General features: G+C 38.2%; 23 protein-coding genes. 17 read left to right on the top strand and 6 right to left on the bottom strand.

Annotated features, from left to right (window positions below; genetic code table 11):
- Window positions 1-2 precede the first annotated feature (2 nt).
- From B3C94_RS04960 to B3C94_RS04990, 7 genes are all read left to right on the top strand, one after another.
- Window positions 3-581: a precorrin-2 dehydrogenase/sirohydrochlorin ferrochelatase family protein gene (locus tag B3C94_RS04960; RefSeq protein ID WP_293899926.1), complete on the top strand. Its 579-nt coding sequence runs from the start codon at window positions 3-5 to the stop codon at window positions 579-581.
- Window positions 571-1272, top strand: coding sequence for a phosphoadenylyl-sulfate reductase (locus B3C94_RS04965; RefSeq protein ID WP_293899929.1), 702 nt, complete (start codon window positions 571-573; stop codon window positions 1270-1272). Before B3C94_RS04960 ends, B3C94_RS04965 begins: the two co-directional genes overlap by 11 nt.
- 53 nt (window positions 1273-1325) lie before the next feature.
- On the top strand, window positions 1326-2216 hold the full coding sequence (gene cysD, locus B3C94_RS04970) for a sulfate adenylyltransferase subunit CysD (RefSeq protein ID WP_293899932.1): 891 nt from the start codon (window positions 1326-1328) through the stop codon (window positions 2214-2216).
- Between the two features lie 34 nt (window positions 2217-2250).
- The gene (locus B3C94_RS04975) at window positions 2251-3495 is read left to right on the top strand and encodes a sulfate adenylyltransferase subunit 1 (protein WP_293899935.1); all 1245 of its coding nucleotides are present in this window, start codon (window positions 2251-2253) and stop codon (window positions 3493-3495) included.
- 526 nt (window positions 3496-4021) lie between these two features.
- Window positions 4022-5353 (top strand): NADP-specific glutamate dehydrogenase, encoded by a 1332-nt coding sequence (gene gdhA, locus B3C94_RS04980; protein WP_293899938.1) that lies wholly within the window; start codon window positions 4022-4024, stop codon window positions 5351-5353.
- A 102-nt stretch (window positions 5354-5455) separates the two neighbouring features.
- Window positions 5456-5701, top strand: a complete 246-nt coding sequence (locus tag B3C94_RS04985) for a hypothetical protein (RefSeq protein ID WP_293899941.1) — start codon at window positions 5456-5458, stop codon at window positions 5699-5701.
- Window positions 5702-5708: 7 nt separating this feature from the next.
- A complete protein-coding gene (locus tag B3C94_RS04990; RefSeq protein WP_293899944.1) occupies window positions 5709-6044 on the top strand; it encodes a hypothetical protein in 336 nt (111 codons plus the stop codon).
- 31 nt (window positions 6045-6075) lie between these two features.
- Here the strand turns inward: B3C94_RS04990 and B3C94_RS04995 are convergent, their stop codons facing one another.
- The 3 genes from B3C94_RS04995 to B3C94_RS05005 all read right to left on the bottom strand — a co-directional run bounded on the left by B3C94_RS04995 (window position 6076) and on the right by B3C94_RS05005 (window position 9965).
- Window positions 6076-6732 carry an MgtC/SapB family protein gene (locus tag B3C94_RS04995; RefSeq protein ID WP_293899947.1) on the bottom strand — a complete coding sequence of 219 codons (657 nt, stop codon included), beginning with the start codon at window positions 6730-6732 and terminating at the stop codon, window positions 6076-6078.
- 71 nt (window positions 6733-6803) lie between these two features.
- Complete coding sequence (locus B3C94_RS05000) at window positions 6804-9173, bottom strand: endonuclease MutS2 (RefSeq protein WP_293899950.1); 2370 nt, start codon at window positions 9171-9173, stop codon at window positions 6804-6806.
- Between the two features lie 21 nt (window positions 9174-9194).
- Window positions 9195-9965 carry a DUF4296 domain-containing protein gene (locus B3C94_RS05005; protein WP_293899953.1) on the bottom strand — a complete coding sequence of 257 codons (771 nt, stop codon included), beginning with the start codon at window positions 9963-9965 and terminating at the stop codon, window positions 9195-9197.
- 73 nt (window positions 9966-10038) lie between these two features.
- Between B3C94_RS05005 and B3C94_RS05010 the strand changes: the two genes are divergently transcribed.
- The 10 genes from B3C94_RS05010 to B3C94_RS05055 all read left to right on the top strand — a co-directional run bounded on the left by B3C94_RS05010 (window position 10039) and on the right by B3C94_RS05055 (window position 17980).
- Entirely contained in the window at window positions 10039-10731 is a 693-nt protein-coding gene (locus B3C94_RS05010; protein ID WP_293899956.1) for a YggS family pyridoxal phosphate-dependent enzyme, read from the top strand.
- On the top strand, window positions 10724-11176 hold the full coding sequence (locus B3C94_RS05015; protein WP_293899959.1) for a GNAT family N-acetyltransferase: 453 nt from the start codon (window positions 10724-10726) through the stop codon (window positions 11174-11176). Before B3C94_RS05010 ends, B3C94_RS05015 begins: the two co-directional genes overlap by 8 nt.
- 63 nt (window positions 11177-11239) lie before the next feature.
- Window positions 11240-11989: a DUF3298 and DUF4163 domain-containing protein gene (locus B3C94_RS05020; RefSeq protein WP_293899962.1), complete on the top strand. Its 750-nt coding sequence runs from the start codon at window positions 11240-11242 to the stop codon at window positions 11987-11989.
- Window positions 11990-12012: 23 nt separating this feature from the next.
- Complete coding sequence (locus tag B3C94_RS05025) at window positions 12013-13275, top strand: aspartate kinase (RefSeq protein ID WP_293899965.1); 1263 nt, start codon at window positions 12013-12015, stop codon at window positions 13273-13275.
- Window positions 13276-14463 carry a THUMP-like domain-containing protein gene (locus B3C94_RS05030; RefSeq protein WP_293899968.1) on the top strand — a complete coding sequence of 396 codons (1188 nt, stop codon included), beginning with the start codon at window positions 13276-13278 and terminating at the stop codon, window positions 14461-14463.
- 46 nt (window positions 14464-14509) lie between these two features.
- The gene (locus B3C94_RS05035) at window positions 14510-15499 is read left to right on the top strand and encodes an LLM class flavin-dependent oxidoreductase (RefSeq protein ID WP_293899971.1); all 990 of its coding nucleotides are present in this window, start codon (window positions 14510-14512) and stop codon (window positions 15497-15499) included.
- A gap of 58 nt (window positions 15500-15557) precedes the next feature.
- On the top strand, window positions 15558-16370 hold the full coding sequence (locus tag B3C94_RS05040; RefSeq protein ID WP_293899974.1) for a hypothetical protein: 813 nt from the start codon (window positions 15558-15560) through the stop codon (window positions 16368-16370).
- A gap of 11 nt (window positions 16371-16381) precedes the next feature.
- Window positions 16382-17038: a DUF1345 domain-containing protein gene (locus B3C94_RS05045; RefSeq protein WP_293899977.1), complete on the top strand. Its 657-nt coding sequence runs from the start codon at window positions 16382-16384 to the stop codon at window positions 17036-17038.
- Between the two features lie 43 nt (window positions 17039-17081).
- Window positions 17082-17468 (top strand): hypothetical protein, encoded by a 387-nt coding sequence (locus B3C94_RS05050; protein ID WP_293899980.1) that lies wholly within the window; start codon window positions 17082-17084, stop codon window positions 17466-17468.
- A gap of 92 nt (window positions 17469-17560) precedes the next feature.
- On the top strand, window positions 17561-17980 hold the full coding sequence (locus B3C94_RS05055; RefSeq protein WP_293899983.1) for a c-type cytochrome: 420 nt from the start codon (window positions 17561-17563) through the stop codon (window positions 17978-17980).
- Between the two features lie 136 nt (window positions 17981-18116).
- On the opposite strand, the gene B3C94_RS05060 is transcribed toward B3C94_RS05055, so the two are convergent.
- The 3 genes from B3C94_RS05060 to B3C94_RS05065 all read right to left on the bottom strand — a co-directional run bounded on the left by B3C94_RS05060 (window position 18117) and on the right by B3C94_RS05065 (window position 20538).
- The gene (locus B3C94_RS05060; protein WP_343557756.1) at window positions 18117-18599 is read right to left on the bottom strand and encodes a putative immunity protein; all 483 of its coding nucleotides are present in this window, start codon (window positions 18597-18599) and stop codon (window positions 18117-18119) included.
- Between the two features lie 311 nt (window positions 18600-18910).
- Window positions 18911-19030 carry a DUF4287 domain-containing protein gene (locus B3C94_RS23510; protein WP_414712638.1) on the bottom strand — a complete coding sequence of 40 codons (120 nt, stop codon included), beginning with the start codon at window positions 19028-19030 and terminating at the stop codon, window positions 18911-18913.
- Window positions 19030-20538 carry an alpha-L-fucosidase gene (locus tag B3C94_RS05065; protein ID WP_293899990.1) on the bottom strand — a complete coding sequence of 503 codons (1509 nt, stop codon included), beginning with the start codon at window positions 20536-20538 and terminating at the stop codon, window positions 19030-19032. The genes B3C94_RS23510 and B3C94_RS05065 overlap by 1 nt, the downstream gene beginning before the upstream one ends.
- Between the last annotated feature and the right edge of the window lie 92 nt (window positions 20539-20630).

Consider the following 20630-nt stretch of genomic DNA (forward strand, 5'->3'; position numbering starts at 1 on the left):
CCATGAACCAGCTATTTCCCATATTCGTCAAACTGAATCAGATTCACACCTTGCTCGTTGGAGGAGGGAACGTTGCATTGGAAAAATTTCAGGCACTCGTTTCTAATGACAAAGCATTGAACTTAACAATCGTAGCGAAGGAAATCAATCCTGCGTTTGAAGAACTTCTACAAGAATACCCTCAGGTCAAGCTGTATGTCCGTCCATTTGAGCCGAACGATCTTATCGATAAACAGCTGGTCATTGCAGCAACAAACAATACTGCGCTCAACGATCAGTTACGTAGTTTAACATCACAAGGAAACATACTGTTTAATGCGGCGGACAAACCGGATTTGTGTGACTTCTACTTAGGATCAATTGTTAAGAAAGGTGATCTGAAAATAGCTATTTCAACAAACGGAAAATCTCCAACAATTGCCAAACGTGTAAAAGAATTATTAAATGACCTTTTACCTGAAGAAATTGACGAAACTTTGTCATTGATGAGTGCCTACCGAGAGCAGCTCAAAGGCGATTTCGAATTTAAAGTAAAGAAGTTGAACGAACATACCAAAAATATATTACGTTATGAACGTTAAAGAAATCAAAGAAATTATTGGTGACAAAAAAGGAGTGGAGCTCTTACAAACGATAGCTGTAATATTTCCGAATAAAGTCGTTTTTTCAACATCTTTTGGTATAGAGGACCAAATTATTACAGAATGGATCGGTAAAAATAATATTGATATCGAAATATTCACATTGGACACCGGACGACTGTTTAAAGAAACCTATTCATTGTGGAGCCGTACCTTGGAGCGCTATCAACTGCAAATTAAGACCTACACGCCAGACACAAGCCTATTAGAAGAATTCATCAGCAGAAAAGGCCCCAATTCATTCTATGAATCGGTAGACAATCGTAAGGAATGCTGCCGAATAAGAAAAATAGAACCATTGCAGCGCGCAGTCAAAGGGAAGAAAATTTGGGTAACCGGGATCAGATCTGATCAATCCGTCAATCGGCACGATATGGATTTTATCGAATACGATGAAGTTAATCAGATCATTAAAATCCATCCTTTATTTGACTGGACCTTTGACGAGGTGAAAAAATATTGCAAGGAACAATACATTCCTTATAATGTCCTGCACGATAAAGGTTTTCCGAGTATCGGTTGCCAGCCTTGCACCAGAGCGATACAGGAAGGTGAAGATTTCCGTGCTGGCAGATGGTGGTGGGAAGATCAAAGTAAAAAAGAATGTGGTTTACATGCTGTTAAATCTTAAAATAACCAGGCATAAACTCAAATTCATTAAATCAAATTTTATTATTTCAGAAAATGGACTATTTAGATCATTTAGAAGCGGAAGCAATATATATATTAAGGGAGGTCGCGGGGCAATTTGAGAAACCTGCGTTACTATTCTCTGGTGGCAAGGATTCTATCACACTTGTTCACCTCGCAAAAAAAGCATTTAGACCTGGAAAATTTCCATTTCCATTAGTGCACATTGATACAGGCCACAATTTCCCCGAAACAATTGTTTTCAGGGATTCACTGATTGAAGAAATTGGGGAAAAACTGATTGTAGGTTATGTGCAGGAAAGTATCGACCAAGGCAAAGTGGTGGAGCAAAAGGGAAAAAATGCAAGTCGAAATGCTTTACAAACAGTCACCTTATTAGATACAATTTCGAAACATGGCTTCGACGCCTGTATTGGAGGTGCACGCAGAGATGAAGAAAAAGCCCGTGCGAAGGAGCGGATCTTCTCCGTGCGAGATGAATTCGGCCAATGGGATCCCAAACGCCAAAGACCTGAACTGTGGAGCATATTCAATGGTAAAATAAACAAGGGTGAAAATGTACGGGTATTTCCTATTTCAAACTGGACAGAATTGGATGTCTGGAATTATATAAAACGTGAACAGATTGCGTTGCCATCTATCTATTTCAGCCACGAACGGGAAGTTATCACACGCAATGGACAACTAATGGCAGCTGCACCGTTTCTGAATATCGATGATGATGATGTAATCGAACGCAAATCAGTACGGTTTAGAACTGTTGGGGACATGACCTGTACAGCAGCTGTAGATTCAACGGCTACAGAACTTGATGATATCATAGCTGAAATAAAAGCGTCAACTGTAAGTGAACGTGGAGCCAGAATGGACGACAAAGTGTCTGAAGCAGCTATGGAAGAACGTAAAAAACAAGGATACTTTTAATCCACTTTCAAATTAATACCTGATATTGACAACAATGAATATATTGAAATTTATAACCGCCGGTTCCGTGGATGATGGTAAAAGTACTTTAATAGGTCGCTTGCTTTACGATACCAACTCCATTTTGGATGATCAATTGGAAGCCATACAGCGTGCTAACCGGAAAAATGATGATGGAACGGTAGACTTGGCCATATTGACTGATGGTCTTAAGGCTGAACGTGAACAAGGGATCACTATAGATGTTGCCTACAAATATTTCCAGACTGATCATAGAAAATATATTATAGCTGATGCTCCAGGGCATATCCAATATACAAGAAACATGGTAACTGGCGCTTCCAATTCGGACCTCATAATCATTTTGGTTGACGCCCGTAAAGGCGTAATAGAGCAAACAAAACGCCATTCTTTCATCGCTAAACTACTAGCTATGAAGCAGGTTTTGGTTTGCATTAACAAAATGGATATGGTCGATTACAGTGCAACGGTATTCGAACAGATCAAAAGTGATTACCTAACACTGGCTAGCAATCTAGGGCTCAAAGATGTTGATTTCATACCCGTTTCCGCTCTAAAAGGTGATAATATCGTCCATAAATCGGATCGTATGTTCTGGTATACAGGCGAATCTTTATTAGATTACCTGGAAAATGTAGAAATACATGAACACGAAACAGCCAACTGGAGATTTCCAGTCCAATGGGTTGTAAGACCACAAACGGATGATTTACACGACTATAGGGGATATGCAGGTCGCGTATTAGGAGAGGGGTTAACAGTGGGAGATCCTGTAATTGTTTATCCAGCAGAGACTTTCAGCACAGTAAAAGCTATAGAATTGAACGGACAGCAGCTTCAACGGGCAGAAAGTGGACAATCTGTCATTATCCATCTCAGCGATGACGTCGACATTAGCCGTGGAGACACAATTGCCAGCGTGGAAAATCCACCGAAGTTCGAACGTAATATCCAAGCAAATTTGTGCTGGTTCGACAACAAACCTTTGGATACGGACCAAATTTACCTGGTTCAAAGTCACAGTAAATTAACAAAAGTTAAGATTGTTGATGTGCTTTACAAATTTGATATCAATACACAAGAAAAAGTTTATAATGAGGAGATCAAGCTTAATGATATTGGCCGAATAGCAATTAAATCTGCTGAAAATCTTGTATTTGATTTACAAAATGAAAACGCAGAAAATTCGCAAGCCATTGTTATTGACCCACGAACAAATCTAACTGTTGGTGCTTTAATGATTCAGGCAGTTGACTAATATCTTTTTAAAATGTAAATATTCAACCTAAATATTTTTCAAGGAACTCAGACAATGTATGAGTTCCTTTTTTTTTCGAAATATAGCTAACATTATCGAGAATCTACTTTTAAAGACCCGAAATGATAGAAGGTAATTGTACAATAGGGGCATTTCTACATTTACTATTTAACATAATATAAATTATAAACAAAATATAATGATAAAATAGGCGTCATTAGCGCTTATTAAATAATCAGAAAAAACTATCAACAATTAAATATTCATCAATCATAACGGGATATTTATAACTATTTTATTAAAAACGAAAATGATTCTATCTTTCTGAGATAAACTCGAATAAAATACTGTTATATGGTCATTTAACCTTCATTTCGCAATTGAATATTCTGTTTTAAACAATTTAAATGAAATATGAAATTTCATCAAAACAGAATAATATTTGTAAATAATTAATGATTATTGGTTTTTTGTTAAAAAATACATAAATTAGTGCCAGCCAAAGGGAAATTTTACTAATTAAAACATGTCAAAAAACTTTAACGAGTTCATTTCAATCGTTGAGAAACGTAATCCAAATGAACCAGAATTCTTACAAGCTGTAAAAGAAGTTACTGAGGATTTATTTCCTTATATCACTGAAAACCATCCTGAATTTTTTGACCAAAAAATTCTTGAAAGACTTACTGAACCTGAGCGTATTATATCTTTCCGTGTAACCTGGTTGGATGATAACCATCAAGTACAAGTTAATCGTGGGTATCGTGTTCAGATGAATAGTTCAATCGGTCCATACAAGGGCGGTCTACGCTTCGCTCCTTCCGTTAATCAAAGCATCTTAAAATTCCTCGCTTTTGAGCAGGTATTTAAAAATAGCTTAACTGGATTACCAATTGGCGGTGGAAAAGGTGGTTCTGATTTCGATCCTAAAGGTAAATCAGACAATGAAATTATGCGTTTTTGTCAAAGTTTCATGACTGAACTGTACCGTCATATTGGCGCAGATACAGATGTTCCTGCCGGTGATATCGGTGTTGGCGGCCGTGAAATTGGCTTCTTATTTGGACAATTTAAACGTCTTCAAAACAACTTTACTGGAGTTCTTACAGGTAAAGGTGAACTGTGGGGCGGCTCATACATCCGTCCAGAAGCGACTGGTTATGGCTTATTATATTTCGTCGACTGTATATTCAGACATCAGGGAAAATCATTACAGGGTAAAGTTGCTACCGTATCAGGAGCTGGCAATGTAGCTTTTTTCGCTGTAGAGAAAGCGCTGCAACTGGGTGCTAAAGTAATCACGGTATCAAACAGCTTAGGAACATTATATGATCCTGACGGTTTTGATGCTGAAAAAATGGCCTTTGGTGCAACATTAGGAAGAAATTTGGATCAATATCCGGCTCGCTACCCTAATGCCCAATTTTTAGCTGGTCAGAAACCTTGGCAATTTAAATGTGATATCGCATTGCCTTGTGCAACACAAAATGAGCTGGATGAATCCGATGCAAAAGCACTTATAGCAAATGGTTGTATCTGTGTTGCTGAAGGTGCCAATATGCCTTCTACTGCGGAAGCTATTAAAGTTTTTCTTGACGCAAAAATTAGTTTTGCACCTGGTAAAGCTGCGAACGCTGGTGGTGTTGCTGTTAGCGGATTAGAAATGTCTCAGAACTCAATCCGTACTCAATGGTGTACAGAAGAAGTTGACAATCGCTTAAAATCCATTATGGAGAGTATCCACGAAACTTGTCTGAAATATGGTCAGGACAGTGGATTCGTAAATTATTTAAAAGGTGCCAATATTGGTGGTTTTATTAAAGTCGCCAATGCTATGAAAGCACAAGGTATCGTATAATTAAGCCTTTTTCTAATCATATCATAATCCTGAACGCTCAAATGCATTGCATTTGGGCGTTTTTTTATACTTTTATGCTAAATTTAAAAACAAGAATTTTACATGAGATTAATAGCTGAACTTCCCCACCCTGATTGCAAGATTTCAATTTTTGGCATGAACCAAAAATTCATTATTAAGTTTGAGCAAGGCAATTTAGAACAATCCTATAAAATTGCGGAAATGGATATTATTGGTGGTGTAAATGGCGTATTCGATTTACTTGATGAGGAATTTCTAAAAAGTGTAATCGATCAATTCGCATTGATGCGTCAATCTTTTAACAGTGCTTACAATAGATACGAATAACAGATTTATGTTAAACTATATATATTTTGCCGCATTTTGGGCATGTCAAATTATCTCCTCTATCTTATTCAAACTTGGAGGAATACATCCAAAATATAAATGGACAGCATTGATCATTGGAAATATTATTCTGCTTTCTGCAAGTTGGTTTCTTGTACAGCTATTTAAAAATGTTTCTCAGCCTATCGTCATCGCCTTATGTTCAGGCGGCACATTTCTAACCGTTCAGCTGGCCATGGCACTGTATTTTAAAAGTCCATTGAGCTGGCAGCAGGTCTTAGGCATGTTTGTCATTATTTCAGGCATGATTTTGATTACTTTTGGGGGGAAAGAAACGACCTAAGAATATATTGGGCAATCTTAAGGGATGAGTTTTATTTGTTGTAGTAAAACTCATCTATAACTTGGGAACCGGCCAATTGCTGATTAAAACGATCCAGATCATTCATTTTGCCCGAGATATCATACATTACTTCTAGCTTCCCACCTATTTTTTCTATGACACGCCTTGTCGTTTTAATCTTAAAATCAAGTGCTAATTGTTCAAATTCATGCAAATGATAGAATTCATTGGAGCTGAATTTAATATGAAGTGAACGGATCAGGTAATAACGCGCTAAAAGGATCTCTATCCGTTGAAAAAGCGCAAGTATAACGACCATAAACACTGCAAAAGAGATCGCATATACAAGCTGCCCCAAACCTGCAAACATTCCAATTCCAGCTGTGGCCCAAATAACTGCAGCAGTAGTGAGGCCACTGACCGATAATTTACCTTTAAATATGACTCCAGCACCAATAAAACCGATACCAGTTACAATATTGGCTGCAACACGGTCTGTACTATTGCCTATAAACAAACAGGAAACAATGGTAAACATGGCTGAGCCAAAACAAATAAGCACCACCGTTCGAAATCCAGCCGATTTGTTTCTGTATTCCCGTTCAAAACCAATTAAACTGCCACACAAAATTGAAGTAAGGGCATTTAATAAAGGTTCACTGCTCAAAAAATCAATAATGCTTTCCATAAGAAACTTTTGCAGAAAGATTGAATATGGAGCCCCAATATGCATGCATTAGGACTCCATTTAATTTTTAACTATAAATAAGCATAGGTTATGCCATCTCCTCCACGATCCTGATGTTCATCTTCAAATCGGCTTACATGACTATATTTGCGGAGATAATCACGGATGAATTTACGCAGAATACCATCCCCCTTGCCATGAATGATTTTTAAAGATGGATAACCAATCATTACGGCTCGATCCAATACGCGTTCCAGTTCATTTAACGCATCCTCTGTCCGCATGCCTCTAAGATCAAGTTCGGGTTTAAAGTCAGCTACAGTACCGGAAGATAGTGACCTGGACAAACTTTTTGCAGTTTTCTTCCCTTCCCGACCTTCAAGTTTAATCACATTCTTTCGCTTTTGAACAGTACGCAATTCACCCATGGCAAGAATTAAATTGTTCTTTGCAATTTCGACGATCTGCGCTTCAGCACCATTATCTATAATCTGTACCCAATCCCCAATATTTAATTCGGCGGATTCAGGCACTTTCACTTTGACGATTTGCTTTGCTGGTTTTTGCTCTTTGGGAAGAACAGCTTGAAGCGCCTGATCCAAATTGCTGCGCAGCTCACGTGTTTTCTCCTTATCCGCCTTTGCAGATTTGATCTGCGCAACCGTATTTTCGATTAACTTATTCGAACTTTTAATAATCTGCTGCGCCTCCTCTTTGGCTTTCTTCAGTATGACACGTTTATTTTCTTCCAAATAGTTTTGTAGTTCAAGATACTCCGATTTAATCGACTCCAGTTCTTTCTCTCTTTTATTGATTGCTACTTTTGTATCAAATACTTCTTTCTTTTCTCTCTCTAAATCAATTAACAATGTGTCAACTTTCTTCTGCTGTACGCCAATCATACCCTTAGCAGATTCTAGAATATCTTTGCCCAAACCTATTTTCTGCGCAATTTCAAATGCATAAGAACTTCCAGGTTTGCCAATCTGCAAGATATACATCGGTTTCATTTCGCGGTTGTCAAATAACATCGAAGCATTCTCCAGTCCATGGGTATTACTAGCAAAGACTTTCAGATTTGAATAGTGTGTTGTCACGACTCCCCTAATTTGCTTTTTGTTTAGCGATTCCAATACAGCCTCAGCGATAGGTCCACCAAACAAAGGATCAGTTCCAGTCCCGAACTCGTCGATCAACACCAAGGTGCGACCATTCGCAAATTCAGTGAAATATTTCATCTTAGACAGATGGGCACTATAGGTACTTAAATCACTTTCGATGGATTGATCGTCACCTATATCTGCAAATATCTGTTTAAAAACACCTACTTTTGATGTCGGTTCAGCGGGAATCAATAAACCTGACTGCACCATAATCTGCAACAGCCCCACCGTTTTCATACAAACTGATTTACCACCAGCATTAGGACCCGATACTACGATAACACGTTGGATATGATCAACCTGAATATTCAATGGAACAACAGTATGGTGCTGATTCAGTAGTAAAAGCGGATGGCGACCATTCACCAGATTGATCTCCGCCTCTTTTGACAATTCGGGCATCTCGGCCTCTATATCCAGTGCAAAGAGTGCTTTTGCGCGCACAAAATCCACTTTTGTCAATAGACCATGGTAAGACAGCAATAAAGGAATATGTGGACGGACTTTATCCGTCAATTCAACCAAAATGCGAATGACTTCACGCCTGCGTTCAAACTCTAGATCTCTGATTTTATTATTTAGGTGAAACACCTCTTCAGGTTCTATATAAGCAGTTTGTCCGGTTGCAGATTCATCATGTATCAAACCTTTCAGCTTCCTTTTATTCTCTGCCAAAATAGGAATACAGAGCCGTCCATCCCGTATGGTTAGGTTCCCATCTGCGGTCCAACCACTGTCTTGAGCACTCTTAAAGATGCTGTTGATACGTTTCATTGCCTCTTGCTCGGCACGCTGAATCTGCTGCGTAATTTCCAACAACAAGCGGGAAGCATTATTTTTAAGTTTCCCACGTTCATCAATAACCATCTCGATATCACGAATAATTCCTTTCTCGATCGGTAAATGTTCAAATAGTACTTCAAGATTGGGGTAAAGCCCCTCGCGTTCGTTAAAATAACGAATAATGGCATAGACGGTTTTTAGAGACAACAATACCCTAAAAAATTCCTCTTCAAGTAAAAATGTACCTTCTACCCTTGCCTTTTCAATAATGGATCGAAGAGGAAAAAAATTCTCAACGGGAAATGCACTGTCATTGATCAAAAGATCTTTAAACTCGCTAGTTTGTCTTAAAAATCTATCAATTTGATCGTAACGAGTCTGCGGTTGAATCTTTTCAACCAGCTCACGGCCTGACTCACTCAGGCATTTTTCTTTTATTTTATCTTTTATCTCGGAAAATCCGAGTTTATCAATTGCATTTATTGGATATACCATAGAAATTATTTTCTTAAATGGTTAAAGTTTCACCGGCGGCTTTATCTGCTGCGGCGGAGTAAGAACTGGCCTCTTTTCCAGTTCACTTGTTGTTGGCGCTGGCACCACAGATTTTTGTGTCAATGTAGTATCCCTAGTCGAAGTACCAGGTGTTATCGGCGGAGAAACTACATTTTTCTGTGGAGAAGGCGTTTCAATTGGTAAATTTGAAATGCCTACGGACAGCTGATTCATTAAATAACCGTCCATGCTGATACCAGTCTTTGATTGAATTCCTTTGTTAAACAGTGAAGAAGATTCTCTAAAATTGAATTTCGACTTATTCGGCAAATAATGTATAAGTGCTGCGATACGCTCCTGATAGGCCTGCTGCGCACGCATAACGCGATTTGTGCTATCCTGAATATGCATATTTTGAATAGAATCCCTCGTCCGGATGGAATCCTGTTTTTTTCGTTCTATATCCGAATAAAACTTATTTTCCTTCGTCAGATTATCTTCCACCCTCTTATAAATAGAGGCCATAACTTCTGCATCCTTACCATAATAGTCCAAATTCTTCCTGAAAGAGACCGAATCCAAACCGTATTTGTCAAAAGTCACTTGATACAAAGGCAACATCACTTTGCGTGCACTATCGATCGGTAAAATATTGAGATAGGAATCAGTCAATTGAATTTCAGTAAGTGCGTCGACAAACTTACTTTGAGAGATAATATCTTTCCCCCCAGTTCCGACACAAGAACCAAATAAAAAAATCACAGCAAGTAGATTCAGTATTAATCGTAGCATTTCGTAGTTTTGTACAAATTTACAAAAAGCACCGACATTTGGCACTTTTTACATCATCAAAACTATATCATAAATGAGTATCGCTAGTAATTTAGAAGCATTAAGATTGGAAACCGAGGCTGTTGGTGTACGACTTGTAGCTGTTTCAAAAACAAAATCCAATTCAGACATCATGGAGGCTTACGAAGCTGGACAACGTATCTTTGGTGAAAATCATGTTCAAGAGTTGGTTGAAAAAGCAGCGCTTTTACCTAAAGATATTCAGTGGCATATGATAGGGCACCTTCAGACAAATAAGGTTAAATATATCGTACCTTTCATCAACTTAATTGCATCAGTCGATTCATTAAAATTACTGAAAGAAATCAACAAACATGCGCTAAAAGCAAAGCGGACAATCGACTGCCTTTTGCAGGTATATATTGCGGAAGAAGAAACAAAATTTGGGTTTGACCATGCCGAGCTCATCGAACTTCTCCGTGATGAAGAGTTTCTTGCGTTGACAAATATTCGTATATGCGGTTTGATGGGAATTGCGTCAAATACGGATAAGGAAAAAGTAATTAAAGCTGAATTCTATGAACTGAAGATGTTGTTTGATGGAATCAAGGCAAGTTTCTACCGAAAAGATGAGTTTTTCAACACCCTATCCATGGGAATGTCCTCAGACTATAAACTGGCAATAGCGGAAGGTTCGACGATGGTACGGATTGGAAGTACAATTTTTGGCAAAAGAATTATAAAACATTTCAAAAACAATGACTAAAACCACTATACGACAAGCAGTTATTGCAGACTGTCCACGAATGCTTGAGTTAATCAAAGAGTTAGCTATTTATGAGAAAGCGCCAGACGAAGTAACCGTATCACTTTCAGAATTTCAGGATGCTGGTTTTGGTACTCATCCGGTATGGGGTGCCTTTGTTGCGGAGATAGACGGCGAAATTGTTGGAATTTCATTATATTATACACGCTATTCGACCTGGAAAGGCCGGAGACTCTATTTAGAGGATCTGATTGTCACAGAAAGTATGCGGGGTCTAGGAATTGGTAAACTACTTTTTGATAAGACTTTGGATTATGGCAAACAGTGTGGATTTCATGGAATGGTATGGCAGGTCCTGGATTGGAATGAGCCGGCTATAAAATTTTATGAAAGATATAAAGCAAACTTTGATGCGGAGTGGATCAATGTGTCAATCACTTATTAAATAACAGGAATATTCAAATCAATGCGGTTTCACTTTTTTTTAAAGATTTTAGTTCTCAGCGGTTTGTTATACGCATGCAATGGTCAAAATAAAACACCTGTAGAAGTACAGCATACCGATACACTCTTCTACACCAGAAAAAACATAGATGAGCATAGCAATTATTTTCTAAAAGAAGATGATCGATTGGATACGACCTATTTCCGGGCAAAATATCCTATTTTCAAAGAAAGCAAAATTAATGACCTTATTGCTACCGTGGTTCATCTCGAAGGCGATACAAGCATGGAAGAGGCAGCACATCGTTTTATTAATTCCTACAACGAGTACGTAGAAGAGAATAATGGGAAATCTACAGCAACCTGGAACCGGGACCTACAAGTGGATGTAGTCGCCAACACTCCCATTTTCTTAGGACTACGAACCAAACAGGAAGAGTATACCGGTGGAGCACATGGAGACCACTTCATTCTATATTCGAATTTTGATCGACAATCCAACAAAGCGATTACGATCGATGATATCATTTTAGAAGATAATAAAGATAAATTTATAAAGATCGTTGAGCAGTATTTCCGGAATCAAGAAGGATTAAGCGGTGATGATTCATTAAATGGAAAATATTTTTTTGAAGACGGCAAGTTTTCATTGGCCGATAATTTCACTTTTGAAAAAAATGATATCCTGTTTTACTACAATGTATACGAGATCAAATCCTATGCCGAGGGAAATACAGAACTGCGTATCCCCTATACAACATTTAAGCATCTGATTTCGGACAAAGGACTAAACTATATCAACAGTATCAATTAGCAATCAACTAAACTAATAAATAAATGCAGGTTTTTAAATTTGGAGGGGCGTCAGTAAAAGATGCTGAAAGTGTCAGAAATTCAGCGCGGATTATTTCAAAATACAAAGGCGACGCCTTATTAGTCGTCATATCCGCTATGGGAAAGACAACAAACCTCCTGGAAAAATTGACCAAAGAGTATTTTAATAACACAGGTTCGCAGTTTCAGTCATTAGAGGAAGCTAAAGAATTTCACTTTCATATCCTTCAGGAATTGTTTCCTGAAGCCGGAAACCCTATATTCGATGAAATTGCCAACTGCTTTGTCGAAATCGAATGGATTTTGGAAGAAGAACCTCAAGACTCATATGATTACCTTTTTGATCAGATTGTGTCGATGGGCGAACTTATCTCCACGAAGATCGTTGCGGCCTATGTTTCTTCGATTGGAGAAAAAGTAAAATGGCTGGATGCACGTGACTATATATTCACAGATAATACCTATCGCGAAGCTGTGGTGGACTGGAACAAAACGGAAGAAAAAATCCGTGCAGAACTTCCTGCTATTCTCGACGAATACATTGTAATCACACAAGGATTTTTGGGATCTACTTCTGAAAATTTCACAACTACCTTAGGCCGTGAAGGGTCCGACTATTCTGCAGCGATATTTGCGTCCTGTTTAAATGCCGAAAATGTAACCATTTGGAAAGATGTACCGGGTGTCCTCAATGCGGATCCAAAATGGTTTGAAAAAACTGAATTGATTCCTGAATTGTCTTACACCGACGCTATTGAACTTACCTATTACGGCGCAACAGTCATCCATCCGAAAACAATAAAACCCCTGCAAAACAAAAAGATTGCTCTAAATGTACGTTCCTTTGTTGATCCCGATTCACCCGGTACCATGATAAAGAGTACAAATCAGACCTTACCAGTACCCTCTTTTATCTTTAAGGTCAACCAGATTTTCATTTCTATCTCGCCGAGAGATTTCTCCTTTATAGTCGAAGACAACCTCCGGGATATCTTTAATTTATTTCATGAGCACCGTATCAAAATCAATATGATGCACAACACAGCAATCAATTTTACGGTATCAGTAGACGATACAGGGAAAAATCTGGTCGACCTGATCAATGAATTAGAGCAGCGTTTTAAGGTCAAGTATGAATCAGGACTAGAGCTCATTACAATCCGTTACTACAATCAGGAGACAATTGACCGTGTTTTGGTTGATAAGGAAGTTATTAGCGAATTAAAGGATACTTATACTTGCCAACTTCTTGTTAAAAAAATATAAATGAATACATTAATCCTTCAAGAGGAGATTCAGCAGTTTTTAGAGAAAAACATGCATGAGTCCCCAGCTAAAATTGCGTTAAAAAAATCTCCTTTTGAAGGAATATCTTCCGCTGAACTTGCAGCCCAGCTTGATGGTCGCCAGCGGGCAAGTATTAAAATTCCATTGTGGGCACAAACACCAGGAATCTACTTTCCTGCTAAGCTTAATCTTGAGCAATGTTCCTCCGAGAAAACAGGTATATTCAAAAGTTCGCTTATAAAAAAAGGAAGTCATTTAATTGACGCCACTAGCGGTTTCGGTGTTGATAGCTACTACTTCTCGCAAAAGGCAAAAAAAGTAACTTCTTGTGAGTTGAACCCCGAACTCGCTGCAATTTCAATGCATAATGCGGCAGTCTTAAATGCAGACAATCTCCAGGTCATCGCTGCAAATGGAGTCGATTATATTCTCAGGGGCCCGGCTGAACGATTTGATTATATCTACCTAGACCCATCAAGAAGAGTCCTGAATAAAAAGGTATTTTTACTGGATGAATGTGAGCCTAATCTAGTTGAATTACAAGATGAGTTTTTTAAACATGCTGATACGATAATCAGCAAGCTTGCTCCATTATTGGATATATCAGCGGCAATACAAGCGCTCCGACATGTAAAAAACGTTTACGTCGTTTCTTTACAGAATGACTGCAAGGAACTCATTTTTATACAGGAAAAGGGCTACGAAGGTGAGCCATCCATACATGGCGTAAGATTGTTTCAAGATCAGCAGCAGCTTGTCTCCTTTACTTACGAAAACGAACGTGCAATTGTAAACGATTACAGTGCTCCCCTGTCCTATTTATATGAACCTGATGTTGCACTATCCAAAGCTGGAGCTTTTAAAACGATTGCTCAAGTGTTCAATGTAAAAAAACTGCATAAAAACACCCACCTCTATACCTCCGATAAAAAGGTTGAAAATTTTCCGGGCAAGACATTTGTTATAAAGCAAGTAGAATCTTTCACGGATTTTAAGAAAAGTAAAAAACAATTAAAATCCGATATTATCGCAAAAAACTTCCCCTTGAAAACCGAGGAAATCAAAAAGAAGTTTAAAATAAAAGATGCCGGCGACTCGTTCACATTTTTTACGACAACCCTAAATGATCAATTTAGTGTCATACATACACAACGTCTCTTAGAATAGACATTTTCATTACAATTGTCGAAATTCTTCTCCGTAATTTTAATGCATGGATAAAATAGCATTATCAGCATTGGACTTAGCACCAATCAAAAAAGGAGAAAATACCGCCAGTGCCTTACGACGTACTGTAAAAATTGCCCAACATATAGAGACACTAGATTTTAAAAGGATTTGGGTTGCCGAACATCATAATATGGAATATATAGCCAGCTCAGCAACATCACTTCTGATACAGCATATAGCGGCAAACACCCAACATATACGTGTGGGATCTGGGGGCATCATGCTGCCGAATCATGCACCATTGGTCATTGCTGAGCAATTTGGTACATTAGAAACATTATTTCCCGGTCGTATTGATCTTGGTTTGGGGCGTGCTCCGGGAACGGACCAGCTGACCGCCATGGCGTTACGCAGAAACAACCTGAATACAGCCTTTCAATTTCCACAAGAGGTAAAAGATCTGCAGCGGTATTTCAGTGCAGAGAACTATGATGCAAAAGTTAGAGCTTTTCCAGGTGAAGGTTTGGATATCCCACTCTATATTTTGGGATCAAGCACCGATAGTGCCTATTTAGCGGCTAGCTTGGGTCTTCCTTATGCTTTTGCAACGCATTTTGCTCCGGCACAGTTTGCTTCAGCAAGCATGATCTATCATCAAAATTTTGTACCTTCAGAAGTTTTAGAAAAACCTTATTTCATCTCGTGTGTCAATGTTATCGCAGCTGACAGTACCGAAGAAGCAAATTTTTTGGCAACAAGCTTCTATAACCTATTTGCCGGCATAGTGACCAACACACGAAGGCCTCTCTCAGAACCAACGCAGGATGTAATTTACAAAGGTATCCCCGCAATTGAGCAGGCCGTACAGAGTATGGCTTCTTGTGCATTTATTGGCGATGGTGCCAAAATCCGTCCGGAAATAGAAAAGTTTGTTAAGGATCATAAGGTCGATGAAATCATGGCGACTTCCTATATCTTCGATGACGACAAATGTCTTCGTTCATTTTCATTGTTAAAAGAGCTATTTAGCTAGGAAACAGAAATATTATATATACGGTGAATTTTATATATTTAAGCAAAATTCACCGTATATGAATGTTTTCATTGCCTTCAGCCTGATTTTAGGATTATTTTCCCTACAGGCATGTACAAACTCTTCTACAAAACAGAACAGAAATTTAACTGATACAGCAAAAACATCAGACAGTTTAGCAATATCAACTAGCGATAGCACTACATCTTTAATTTCTCCGAAGACAGATTCTTCAAAAGGGCAGATCTTTCTTGTCAGCAGCTATCGTATCTGGGAAAAGGAAGATCCAACGGCCGTCTTAAATAAAGATTGGTATGATCTTTACGAAGAAAATGGCCAGTATTATTTGGACAAAGTAGATTTTGAAGTTAAGGACGGTTTTGACGACTGCGCACAAGTAGCGACTAAAAGTGTTGAATCACGAAGAAATTCATTGTTATTCCTGAAGCTGAAAGGACTTAAAACAGGCGCACTAGAACATCTCAAGATAAATCAGTCCGAGATTTGGCCAAAAGAATCCGTTCAGTATACTTTTAAGAACCAAAAAATAGCGCTCAAAGCATTGGGTGACATTAAATCCACTGAAGTGCAAACCGACGAAAACGGTCACGAGAAAGTATTTCATGAGGTTGCCAATTATAAACTCAACTACAGCTCTATTAATGGAAATAAAGAAAAGACACTTTTCCAGGTAGATCAATATGACCATGTATTTATGTCTACTCTATTCGTTGGCGATATCGACCGGGATGGTGCATTAGATTTCATTTTTTCAAATCCAAAAAATTATGAGGAAGAAGCAATGCTCCTGTTTCTGTCCAATCACGGCAACCCACTGATGTTTGAAGCAGAAGAACAATTTGACTGTTAATTGAACCTCAAATGGGAAAAATGAACTACTACTTGCATCGGATGCAATCCATCCATAGGGCACTGATTTCGGTCTTTTTCTTTTTGTTGATCTACCTGATCTCCCCGATTAAAAGCCTTCCACTGCTTAATTTAATGTTATGCTGGTTTGGCTTTTGTGTATCCTATATTTCTATATCCTGGTACACATTCTACACAATGCCGATTGCTTCCATTGCCCGGAAAGCACAGCAGGAGGATGGAAGCCGGCTCTTCGTGTCGTTATTTATCATTCTAGTGACCATAGGTTGCTTTGTTTCGGTACTGATGATTATTATATCAAGTAAGGATAAACAATTAAATGACGCGTACATTATCGTTGTTTGCATATTAGCCATACTATCCTCCTGGATATTGGTCCATACCATATACACCTTTCATTACGCACGTTTATACTATGAAAATAATGCGGCTGGAACTGGGCTGGAATTTCCGGGAGACGACAAACCCGATTATTTAGATTTTGCTTATTTTTCATTTGTGATGGGCTGCACCTTTCAGGTCTCTGACGTGGGAATCTCTTCAAAAAAAATACGAAGGGTAGTTTTATTTCACGGCCTCCTCTCCTTTGCTCTAAATACATTTGTCGTTGCATTGACAATAAATATCATTTCTGGATTGATCAATTGAGTTTTTGGTCAAAAAGTCTTATTTTAGAGCAAAAATTACATACATGAAGTTGTTTATCCCATTAGCCCTGTTCAGTTTATTTATTATTCTAATAATCTCATGTGCAAAAAATGATAACACAGGGGGTGAATCTGCAGGGGCTTCCGGCAGCTTTATAGGCCGTGTTCAATATCAGGATAATACATTGGATGTGGATCGGGATAATCGTTTAATACGTGTATTGCAAGTGAGCGGAAATACCTATAAAATTGAATTTTATACAGGCATTCCGAATATTACAGACCTTGTATTAAATAAAACCAATGACAGCACCTGGGCCTCCACCGACTCAACAGGTTTAAAAAACGTGAAGATTGAGGGAAAATTGCTGACAATTAACTACCAGTCCAATAGTCAGGCCTGGATAGTCAATGAGGCTGTCCGTAAATAATAATCAATCTAAATTGTCATATAAAATTCATATTCTGTTTGAAAATTATCTCTTTCTCCCTATATTTAGTTAGGTACAAATGGAAAAGAGAAATGAAACAAATACATAAATTAGGTGCAATTGCGTCTGTCTTTGCTATAGCCCTTGCGTTGAGTGCATTTAGCTTCCAACAGGAAAAACCTAAAGAAGAACCAAAACCGACCAATCTAAAAGTTCTTCCCAAAAATATAACCCACGATGAATTGATTTCCACTATGAAGGAATTTAATGTCGCTTTAGGGGTAAAATGTGGTTTCTGTCACGCGCCATCGAAAGAGGATCCTAAAAAAATGGATTTTGCAAGTGATGATAACCACAAAAAAGAGATTGGACGAGCGATGATTAAGATGACCCAAAAGATAAACAAAAAGTATTTTAATCGTAGCTGGGATGGATCACCCGCCAAAGCGATTTCCTGTAAAACCTGTCATGGCGGAAAAGAAGAACCAGAGATGGTCTTAGCGAAAAACTAATCAAACCACATATCCATGTAACACCATAATAGCCTGTATTGTGGTGTTTTTTATTTTAAACACCTATCAAGGAAAAAGACAGGAGAACGTACATAGTCATTAAAAAGTTATCAATCGAAAGCTAAGAAATGTAAGACTATAAATCTTTGAATCCTTTTCTTTTTATTTCACGGGTTTCAAGTATAAGATCGATTATTTGCGGCGGTAATCTGATGAGCATTTTATCCTGCCAGCCAATTTCTTCCTGAACGGATTTTCCAGATTGGCTGACAGCCTTGAGGGCATACAGAGAAGCCCCCAAACTATGATCTGCCATATGCGCTGTTGATACCGCCTGACCAATAGCGCGTGAAATAGTTTTTAATACTGGATCAGCTGTCTCACGCGCTGCTGCATGTGCGGCCCAGGCCGCTTCCATTGCCGCACCGGTCCCGACATTTCCCCTTTCCCATTCTCTGGCAATGTCAAGCGCCTGAAATAAACGGATATCAATGTTCCTATCAGAGAAAAGTTCCAACGCATGTTTTGCACATGCGATTGCCCAATTCATTAATCCACGATGGTTTTCTAAAGTAAGGTCCCCGCCTCTATGCTCTGCAACAAATTTTTTATTTCTCATAAAATCCGCTAATCTCTACAAACATGAACAAGTATTGCTTTAATAAATTTAACCTATATCAAAAAATTACCAGCCCCGGAGGAATTTGTTGGATTCGGGAAAACCGGGACTGGATAAGATAGATCAAGCAATTAGGATTGTTGTCATATTTATGATATAGCAAAAATAGGGTTCAGTAATGATATTCCTATTTTCATAATTATTCAATCACTTTAAGAATTTATAACAATGCTTAACTATTTTTTGAGATTTGGCTTAAAAAAGCAATACGGCTTGACAGCTTCTATATGATTCACCTAGGACCTAATTTTCTATTCACGTTTTCCATTAATATAAGCATACATAACTGTAGCATGTTCATGCCCTAGTTCAAAATCTTCCTTTAACCAATTAATTATTCTGTTCCTTTTGATTTTTTGATATATTGGGATTAGATTTTCGCATCCATCAGTTTGTCCTCTAGAGTTTTAGCATTCCCAAGTTTTATCTTCACCAAAAAGGGTCTTTTAGATTGTAAATCTTTAGGAATGACAATATCGAAATACATATTTTTATCCCTATCAAAACCAATATTTGACTTTTTTAAAATTAAAGCCTGCTGAGAGTCCAATAATGAAGCTGCGGCGGGAATAAGTTTAGAATTTCTAGGAAATACTATTCTTAAAATATGATTAACGGGCCTATTCAGCACAGTTAGGAATAATGAAGTCGAATCGGTTTTACTGACGGTATAGTATCCATAATCACTCTCAAGTGGAAAGTGGCTGACATTATAGATACCTTCGGCATTCGTCTTGGTCCATCTTCCCAAATCTGTGATCAGTTCATTTTCATGCTTGCTCATGTTTCCATCCGCATCAGGACCAAAATTGAGGACAAAATTACCATTCATAGAACGGGACTTCATCAATAGGTCAATAACATCATCGGTTGTCTTAAGGTACATACCATCTGTATTTTTCACATAGCCCCATCCATTCGGGGGTATTGTCATCACGCAATCCCAATCATGTCCATCAAGGATATCCATATTAGCGGGCATTTTCCGCTCCCATCCCTGTTCGTAATCCCCTAACAATACCCCGTTTGAGTCAAAATGTCTACTTTGGTGCTCATCGTTTCGAAAACGTGATCCGATGATTAGTTTTGGGTTATTTCTCCGGAGTTCTTTTTCCAAATTGTAGGTAAATTCGTAGGAATTCACCCAGGAACTATCCCAGGTGCCATCAAACCAGAATCCTTTTATCTGAGGATAATTTGTTTGCAGCTCTAGTAGCTGGTTTTTTGTATATTTTAGAAAACGGTCAAATCTTGCTTTTTCATCTGCGGTTTGAGGGATCGATGTAACGCAGTCCTTATTGGCCCATTCGGTCACCGAAAAATAAAGGAAGACATCAATACCTTGCTCTGTATAAGCATCTACAACCTGTTTGACAATATCTTTCTTATAGGGGCTATTTGCAACTGTATAGTCCGAGTATTTAGAGGGCCATAAACAAAAGCCATCATGGTGTTTTGTCGTAAAAACCAGATATTTGACCCCCATTTCTTTGGCTCTTCTAGCCCATTTTTTGGCATCGAAGTTCTTAGGATTAAATTGCTTATAAAGATTGTCATAAATGTTCAGCCAGTTTTTTGGAGCAGTGGGACCTTCCCAAGTTCTGATCCATTCAGATGCTGGAGCCCCCTGTCTCGCGCTTACGCCATTCCATTCGTTGCCGGGAATAGCATACAATCCCCAATGGATAAATTGTCCAAGCCCATAATTACGGAAAGCCACCATCGCCGAATCCTTCCTATTTGGTGGTGTAATAGACCCAAATTTAACTTCAACAAGCTTGGTTGGTTTTTCTCTTTTACCTGTCCATTGCGCTTTAACCAAAGCTACCTGAGACAACATAGCTAACACTAAAAGAATCTGAATTTTATTCCTTTTCATAAATGATATATAAATAATGATTTATAAATGGTTTATGATATTGGAAAATCCAATATACATGAATCAAATTAATCCACTCCAGGATTTAGAAT

Origin of the sequence: Sphingobacterium sp. UBA5670 (assembly GCF_002420705.1) — a bacterium.
Classification (GTDB): Bacteria; Bacteroidota; Bacteroidia; order Sphingobacteriales; family Sphingobacteriaceae; genus Sphingobacterium.

Excerpts from the sequence above, each read along its gene's own strand:
- B3C94_RS04960 (WP_293899926.1), top strand. The coding sequence starts at position 3 with ATGAACCAGCTATTTCCCATATTCGTCAAACTGAATCAGATTCACACC.
- B3C94_RS04965 (WP_293899929.1), top strand. The coding sequence starts at position 571 with ATGAACGTTAAAGAAATCAAAGAAATTATTGGTGACAAAAAAGGAGTG.
- cysD (WP_293899932.1), top strand. The coding sequence starts at position 1,326 with ATGGACTATTTAGATCATTTAGAAGCGGAAGCAATATATATATTAAGG.
- B3C94_RS04975 (WP_293899935.1), top strand. The coding sequence starts at position 2,251 with ATGAATATATTGAAATTTATAACCGCCGGTTCCGTGGATGATGGTAAA.
- gdhA (WP_293899938.1), top strand. The coding sequence starts at position 4,022 with ATGTCAAAAAACTTTAACGAGTTCATTTCAATCGTTGAGAAACGTAAT.
- B3C94_RS04985 (WP_293899941.1), top strand. The coding sequence starts at position 5,456 with ATGAGATTAATAGCTGAACTTCCCCACCCTGATTGCAAGATTTCAATT.
- B3C94_RS04990 (WP_293899944.1), top strand. The coding sequence starts at position 5,709 with ATGTTAAACTATATATATTTTGCCGCATTTTGGGCATGTCAAATTATC.
- B3C94_RS04995 (WP_293899947.1), bottom strand. The coding sequence starts at position 6,732 with ATGGAAAGCATTATTGATTTTTTGAGCAGTGAACCTTTATTAAATGCC.
- B3C94_RS05000 (WP_293899950.1), bottom strand. The coding sequence starts at position 9,173 with ATGGTATATCCAATAAATGCAATTGATAAACTCGGATTTTCCGAGATA.
- B3C94_RS05005 (WP_293899953.1), bottom strand. The coding sequence starts at position 9,965 with ATGCTACGATTAATACTGAATCTACTTGCTGTGATTTTTTTATTTGGT.
- B3C94_RS05010 (WP_293899956.1), top strand. The coding sequence starts at position 10,039 with ATGAGTATCGCTAGTAATTTAGAAGCATTAAGATTGGAAACCGAGGCT.
- B3C94_RS05015 (WP_293899959.1), top strand. The coding sequence starts at position 10,724 with ATGACTAAAACCACTATACGACAAGCAGTTATTGCAGACTGTCCACGA.
- B3C94_RS05025 (WP_293899965.1), top strand. The coding sequence starts at position 12,013 with ATGCAGGTTTTTAAATTTGGAGGGGCGTCAGTAAAAGATGCTGAAAGT.
- B3C94_RS05030 (WP_293899968.1), top strand. The coding sequence starts at position 13,276 with ATGAATACATTAATCCTTCAAGAGGAGATTCAGCAGTTTTTAGAGAAA.
- B3C94_RS05035 (WP_293899971.1), top strand. The coding sequence starts at position 14,510 with ATGGATAAAATAGCATTATCAGCATTGGACTTAGCACCAATCAAAAAA.
- B3C94_RS05040 (WP_293899974.1), top strand. The coding sequence starts at position 15,558 with ATGAATGTTTTCATTGCCTTCAGCCTGATTTTAGGATTATTTTCCCTA.
- B3C94_RS05045 (WP_293899977.1), top strand. The coding sequence starts at position 16,382 with ATGGGAAAAATGAACTACTACTTGCATCGGATGCAATCCATCCATAGG.
- B3C94_RS05050 (WP_293899980.1), top strand. The coding sequence starts at position 17,082 with ATGAAGTTGTTTATCCCATTAGCCCTGTTCAGTTTATTTATTATTCTA.
- B3C94_RS05055 (WP_293899983.1), top strand. The coding sequence starts at position 17,561 with ATGAAACAAATACATAAATTAGGTGCAATTGCGTCTGTCTTTGCTATA.
- B3C94_RS05060 (WP_343557756.1), bottom strand. The coding sequence starts at position 18,599 with ATGAGAAATAAAAAATTTGTTGCAGAGCATAGAGGCGGGGACCTTACT.
- B3C94_RS05065 (WP_293899990.1), bottom strand. The coding sequence starts at position 20,538 with ATGAAAAGGAATAAAATTCAGATTCTTTTAGTGTTAGCTATGTTGTCT.